At 71.7% G+C, this 6,166-nt stretch carries 5 protein-coding genes; 2 read left to right on the forward strand and 3 right to left on the reverse strand.

Translation table 11 applies throughout. The features are described 5' to 3' along the window. Positions 1–4: 4 nt before the first annotated feature. On the reverse strand, positions 5–1,009 hold the full coding sequence (locus tag VAE46_RS08145; protein WP_322796431.1) for a hypothetical protein: 1,005 nt from the start codon (positions 1,007–1,009) through the stop codon (positions 5–7). A 195-nt stretch (positions 1,010–1,204) separates the two neighbouring features. On the opposite strand from VAE46_RS08145, the gene VAE46_RS08150 reads away from it, so the two are divergent. Further along, positions 1,205–2,845 (forward strand): globin-coupled sensor protein, encoded by a 1,641-nt coding sequence (locus tag VAE46_RS08150; RefSeq protein WP_322796432.1) that lies wholly within the window; start codon positions 1,205–1,207, stop codon positions 2,843–2,845. Here VAE46_RS08150 and VAE46_RS08155 read toward each other — a convergent pair. Further along, positions 2,842–4,668 (reverse strand): O-antigen ligase family protein, encoded by a 1,827-nt coding sequence (locus VAE46_RS08155; protein WP_322796433.1) that lies wholly within the window; start codon positions 4,666–4,668, stop codon positions 2,842–2,844. The genes VAE46_RS08150 and VAE46_RS08155 overlap by 4 nt on opposite strands. Positions 4,669–4,693: 25 nt before the next feature. Then, positions 4,694–5,719 carry a GNAT family N-acetyltransferase gene (locus tag VAE46_RS08160; protein WP_322796434.1) on the reverse strand — a complete coding sequence of 342 codons (1,026 nt, stop codon included), beginning with the start codon at positions 5,717–5,719 and terminating at the stop codon, positions 4,694–4,696. A gap of 103 nt (positions 5,720–5,822) precedes the next feature. Between VAE46_RS08160 and VAE46_RS08165 the strand changes: the two genes are divergently transcribed. Beyond that, complete coding sequence (locus VAE46_RS08165) at positions 5,823–6,134, forward strand: hypothetical protein (RefSeq protein WP_322796435.1); 312 nt, start codon at positions 5,823–5,825, stop codon at positions 6,132–6,134. Positions 6,135–6,166 lie beyond the last annotated feature (32 nt).

A 6,166-nucleotide genomic window follows, 5' to 3' on the forward strand; every position in this document is an offset into this window, starting at 1 on the left:
GCCGCTACGTGGCCGCCTGCGCCAGCCGTTCGAGCGCGGCCTGGCTCGCCGCCGCATCGATCCCGAAGCTCCGCAGCTCCGCCAGCCACTCCGCGAAGCGCGCCGGGTCCCAGCCTCCCCTGCTGCGGTACGGCTGCAGCGACGAGTAGCGCCCTGCCGCCGCCCGCAGGTCCATCAGCTCGCGGTTCCGCGCGACGATTTCACGCGCATTGGGGCTGGCGAGCGCCGCCTCCAGCCGGGCGTTCCGGCGGCCCAGTACCGCCGCGGCGCGTGCCGGCTCCTCCAGGTAGGCATCGAGGCCCGCCTCGGCCAGCAGCCGCGCCGCCGTGAGCGGCCCCATCCCCGGGATGCCCGGCAGGTCATCCGAGGCATCCCCGCTCGCCGCGCGGAAGTCCAGGTAGCGCTCCCGCGGGAATGCGACCGCCCGGCCGCCGCTGTCCCGCGGCGCCGCCTGCTCGGCGAAGTTCTCATGCGTGATGACCGCCTTCTTCACCGGCGAGTAGATCGAAACCCGCTCGTCCACCAGCTGCAGGAAGTCCCGGTCCGTCGAAGCAATGCGCACGGGTCCGGGCTCGGCCAGCGCCCGTGCTGCGATCAGGTCATCCGCCTCGGTGTTCTCGCCCCGGAGCACCTCGATGGGCAGGAACGCCGCCAGCTCGAGGAACCGGCCGATCGCCGCGAGGATGAAAGGTTCGTTCTCCGCGAACGACGGGTCCGATTCCCGCCCGGTCTGGTACTGGGGGTAGATCTGCCGCCGGCGAACCGGCCGCCCGGCATCGAAGGCGACCGCCAGCCCGCGCACCTCCGGGTTGCCGTCGAACAGCCCCGCCTGGCCGCCGGGGCGCCCATCGGGCGGGGTGCCGCCGCGCACCAGGATGCCGAAGACGCCCTGGGCGAGCCCCAGCAGCGCCGCACGCTCCTTCCGCTCGGGCGTGTCGGCGCCGATCGGCCGGCGGAGCGCATGGAAGCCCGCCCACGCGAGGTTATTGCCGTCGAGGATGAGCAGCACGTGGCCCAGTATCGCATCTCCGCTGTGAGAGGGAGGAACACCGCCGTCGCCTGGAGTTTGCGGGATACCTTCCCAAAATAGGGGAAATTCCGGTCGTCTCGGGCCTGTCCCCTACCCGGAGATCAGGGTTCGCACGAGGGCGCCCCGGGAAGCTTGTGGCGAGAATCACCGCAGCACCCCTTGTGGAGCAGCGCAATGAACCGCGATGTCCGCCTGACCGAGCTTCTCTCCGTGACATCGAGCGACCAGGCCCTGCGCCGCCGCTGGATCCGCCTCGCCGATGCCGATGTGGCCCTGATTCGCGCGGCTGCGCCCCTTCTTGCTCCCCACGCCGACGAGATCGTCCGACGCTTCTACGACCATTCCTTCGCCTTCTCTCAGTTCGTCGCCAAGGTCGAAGAATCCCATTCGAGCCGCGCCCGCCTGGAGAAAACCCAGAAGGAGTACCTCCTGCGGCTGCTGGAGGCGAAGTTCGACGACGACTACTTCGAGCATCGCCTGCGCGTCGGGGCGACCCACGCCGTGCTCAACGTCGAGCCGCGCTGGAATGTCGGCAACTACGCCTACTACCTCGAACTCATCGCCGAGTACCTTGCCCGCAAGCTGAAGGGCGAGAAGCTGCTGGCCACCATCATGGCCTTCAACAAGGCGTTCATCCTCGATGCCTCGCTGGCAGTCGAGACCTACATCAGCGAGGGCGTCCTCACCCGGCTGGTCGATGCCTGCCAAACGGTCAACGGTGCCGCCCGCGCCATGAACGAGGGTACCGCACAGGTCGATGCCGCCGCGCGCGAGATCGCCAATGCCACCCAGGAGATCGCCCGGGGCGCCACCGAGCAGACGAACGCCATCGCCCGCCTCACCGATGCCATGCGCGGCCTCGCTTCCTCCATCACCGAGGTGGCGTCCGGCGCAGCCGAGCAGGCCGTCGGCCTCCGTTCCGCATCCGAATCCGCGTCGGGCGTCCGCAGCGCCCTCTCCCGGGTGGCCAATTCGGCCCGGGCGGCCGCCGAGAAGGGCAACGGCTCCCTCGCCGCTGCCCGCGACGGCATGGCCAGCGTCCAGCAGACCGTGGAAGCGATGGACACGATCCGCGAGGCCGTCCGCGCCACCGCCGACCAGGTCCAGGAGCTCGGGCGGCGCGGCTCCGAGATCGGCGCCATCGTGCAGGTCATCGAGGACATCGCCAGCCAGACGAACCTGCTCGCCCTGAACGCTGCCATCGAGGCTGCCCGCGCCGGGGAGCAGGGCCGCGGCTTCGCCGTGGTGGCGGAGAACGTCCGCTCCCTCGCCGAGCGCACCGCCGTGGCAACCAAGGAGATCGCCGGGCTCATCAATGCCGTGCAGCAGGGCACCGGCCACGCCGTCCGCGCCATGGAGGCGTCAGTGCGCGATGTGGAGGCGGGCGCGGCCCGCGCCGGCGAGGCGGGTGCGGCGCTTGCCCGCATCGTCGACTCCGCGACCGAGGTGAACGCCGAGATTTCGCGCATCGCCGACGCCGCCTCTGCGATGCAGGGCAGCGTCGATGCCCTGGCCGGCCAGGTCGAGGGCGTTCGGTCCATCGCCGAGCGGCTGGCCGAACTCGCCGCCGACATGCGCGAGCGGAGCGAATCCGCCCTCGATGCGATTACCTCGACGTCGGCCGTCTCGGAGGAGTCGGCCGCCGCCAGCGAGCAGGTCTCGGCCAGCGTCGAGGAGGTCTCCGCCCAAATCAGCGAGCTGAGCAACCTTGCGAAGTCGCTGACCGACATCTCCCGCGAGATGGGCGCGTTCCTCGGCCGTTTCGGGTCGCTCGCCCACAACTCGCAGGGCATGACCTCCGGGAAGGCCGCTTAGCCGCCCGCTCCCCCGGCCTCGTCCGGCAGCTCGGGCAGCGGCGCCACGTAAGTCCAGTGGTCGTCCGGGTCATGGACCAGCACCCCGCCCCGCTCGGCCGCCTGGCGCAGCTGCTCGATGTACCACGCCGTCGCGACGCCCCGCGGGTTGAGCGAGAGCGCCCGCAGGAGCACCGGGGCGATCTCCGACTCCGGCCGCCCTTCGGCGATGAGCACGGCCGCCAGGTTGAGGGCATCGGCTGAGCTGAAGCCGAACGCCCGGTCGAACGCCAGCAGGCGCTCCCTGGCGACCGGCAGGTACGCACGGTCTACCGAGGCAGCGGCAACCAGCGCCACGGTCTCGCGCCGCGCGTAATCCCGCTCCGTCGGGGCCAGGCGGGCAGCCGCGCGGTACTGTTCGGCCCCCTCGGCGAACTTGCCGCCGGCGAAGGCATCCCAGCCCCGCTGCGCATGCAGGTCAGCGAACGGCAGCGGCAACACGACCAGGCAGGCGATGACGGCCGGCATCCCCGCGAGCGCCATCGCGCGCCAGTGAACCCGCCCGTCCCCGCCGGCCGGCCGTGTGCCCGTGTCGGCCCCGCCAGCGGCGGCGCCCAGCATGGCGAAGAAGAGCGCGTGGGCAGCGAGCGAAATCGGATTGAGGAGCGTCAGCGCCCCATAGGCCCCCATCGCAGCCCAGGCGACCGGCCAGGCCGGAGCGTCTGGGTCGCGGGTGCGCCTCACAGCCCGCACAGAGGTCGCCGCGCAGCCGCCGACCAGCGCGAGGAGAGCGGCCAGCCCGGGCAGGCCATAGTTTGCCGCCGTATCGAGCACGGCATTGTGGGAACTCTGGGCGATGAGGTCGTACTCGGCATACGCGCCGCCCAGGCCCGGTGGCCGCGACCGCGGGAACGCGAGGTGGAGCCCATCCGCCCCGGCTCCCAGCAGCGGCCGTTCGGCGATGACGTGCAGCGTGCCTTCCCACAGGGCCAGTCGTGTCGAACCCGCGGTCTCGTGCCGCCCCGGTTCGCCGCTAACACGGGCCGCGGTCCCCTCGAGCCCGCCCGCCGCGAGCGAGAGCACTGCTGCCGCTGCCAGTCCGGCGCCCAGCGTGGCCGCCACCCGGCGGGAAACCCGCGGTCGATGCCCGGCCACGAGCGTTGCCGGTCCGAGCAGGACAAAGAACAGCACAAGCGCCGCCAGCCCGGAACGGCTCTCCGCTTCCAGCACGATGAATAGCACTGCCGGCCAGGTCAGTGCCGCCCACCACAGCCGCCGCCCCGGCGGAGCAAACGCCACGATACCCATCGAGACCACCGCGAACGCCGAGAGCTCGTTGGCGTTGCCGATGGTCCCGATCGCGCGGTCGGAGGTGTCAATCCACCACGTGAACGGGTCCGCGCCTGCGGCCTGCACCACCGTATACGCCAGCGCGGCACCCAGGCCAATCGCCGCTGCCCGGAACACCGCCAGCCGGCCGGTCGCCGCCAGCCACCAGCCGCCGCAGAGCAGTACCAGGTACGCCACCTGAGTCAGCAGGCCCTGCCGGTACTGGTAGTACCCCAGCACGCTGCCCCGGGGATCGAGCCCGGCGGCGGTCGCAACCAGGACCACCGCGGCCCAGGCGCCAACCGCGGCAAGCAGCCACCGCGGCATCCCGGCGAAACCGCCCGCGCCCGCCAGCCCGACCGCCGCCAGCGCCCCGAAGGCGACCAGCGTCACCTGCTTCGCCAGCGTGAAGTCGTCGTACACCTGGGGGAGGAAGACCGCGGGCACCAGCGCGAAGGCAGCGGCCATCGCCCCGGCTGCCAGCCGCCCCGGCAGCCGCCGACACGTGGCGTTCACGCCTCCATGGTACGGTCAGGGCGTGTTACGTCCGCGGACGCGCCCACGTCACCCGATCGTCGACCCGCCGCTCCATGGTGTGTTCGACCGGCACGAACCCGTGTCCGAGCCAGAACGGTGCCCCCGAGTAGTTCGCCGCCGCCCAGTGCAGGGTGCACAGCTCGTGGCCGCGCTCCCGCGCCCAGCGCATCGAGGCCGCCAGCAGCGCGCTTCCGATGCCCCCGCCGCGGGCGGCGGCGCTGACCACCCCTTCGAACAGGTACAGGCGGTGCCGTCGGTCGACAATTGGCGGCGTGAAGCCGGGGTCGAGGAACAGCTGCATGCCGACGGGCTGGCCCCGCTCCAGCGCGAGGAAGCACGGCACTTCGCTCGCGAGCGCCGCGGCGAAAAGCTGTCGCGCCGACGCCGAGGTCTCGGCGAGCACCGGCCAGAACATCGGAGCGCGCCAGTGGTGTGCCGCCAGCTCATCGCTCAGCGCGACGACCGCATCGAGGTCCGACGGGGTGGCCGTGCCGATCTCGACGCCGGCGGGAACCGTTGCCTCCACGGGGTCCGCCGTGCGCCGGGTCGCGGCCGTCATCGCCCGGCCGAAGCCCAGGCTCACCCACGCCTCCTCCACCGCCCGGTCGCCCGGGACGATCGCCACCCGGTGCGTGAACAATCCGGCAGCCACCCAGCGCGCCGCCAGCTCCGCGTACATCGCCCGGTAGACCGTCGTCGGGTCGCTGTCCGCGGCCACGGCATGCCCCCCGACCCCGATGCTCACCGTGCGCGGCGGGACGAACTGTGCCGAGATATCTGTCGGGGGCAGCAGCAGCCGTTGGCCCACCAGGAAGCCGACGACGCTTCCGTTGTCCTCGGCGATCACCCCGTCGCTGAACGGGCTTGCGGTCGTCTCGGCGAGCCACGACGCGGCCTGCAGCGGGTCTTCGAAGGCTGGTTCCAGCCACGGCAGGCGCTGCCGGTCGCGACGGTGACGCGCCGCGAGCAGGCGGGCGCAGGCCGAGAGGTCGGGCGGTTCGCAAGGGCGGATGCGCAGCGTGTTTGCCATTCGCCCGATGGTAAGGGGAGCACGCCCTGCCCGCGCAAAACGTGTTTCACCCGTGTTTCGCACATGTTACAATCACATTAAATCTTTCGGAGGCGAAGCAGAAATGGAGACCCAGACCATGACCGACCCCGAAGAAGCCGTCAAGCAGGCATCCGCCCACCTCTACGAGGCCCTTACCCATCACTACGGGCCGCTCGACCTCGCCGCTCACCAGCCCATCGTCCGGGCAATCTCGGAGTACGGGCAGCGCTGCCGCGAACACGACGAAGAGGGCCAGGCCGTCGCCAGCCGGCACGTCTACGAAGCCCTGACCCACCATTTCGGCCCGCGCGACCTCGCCGCCAACGACCCGGTCGTGCGCGCCCTCGCCGAATACGGCGAAGCCTGCCGTCGGGCCGGCGTCCGCAAGTCCTGAGCGCGCCCAGCAGCGGTGCGGGGCCGACCGTC

The organism is Tepidiforma sp. (assembly GCF_034433535.1).
Lineage (GTDB): Bacteria > Chloroflexota > Dehalococcoidia > Tepidiformales > Tepidiformaceae > Tepidiforma.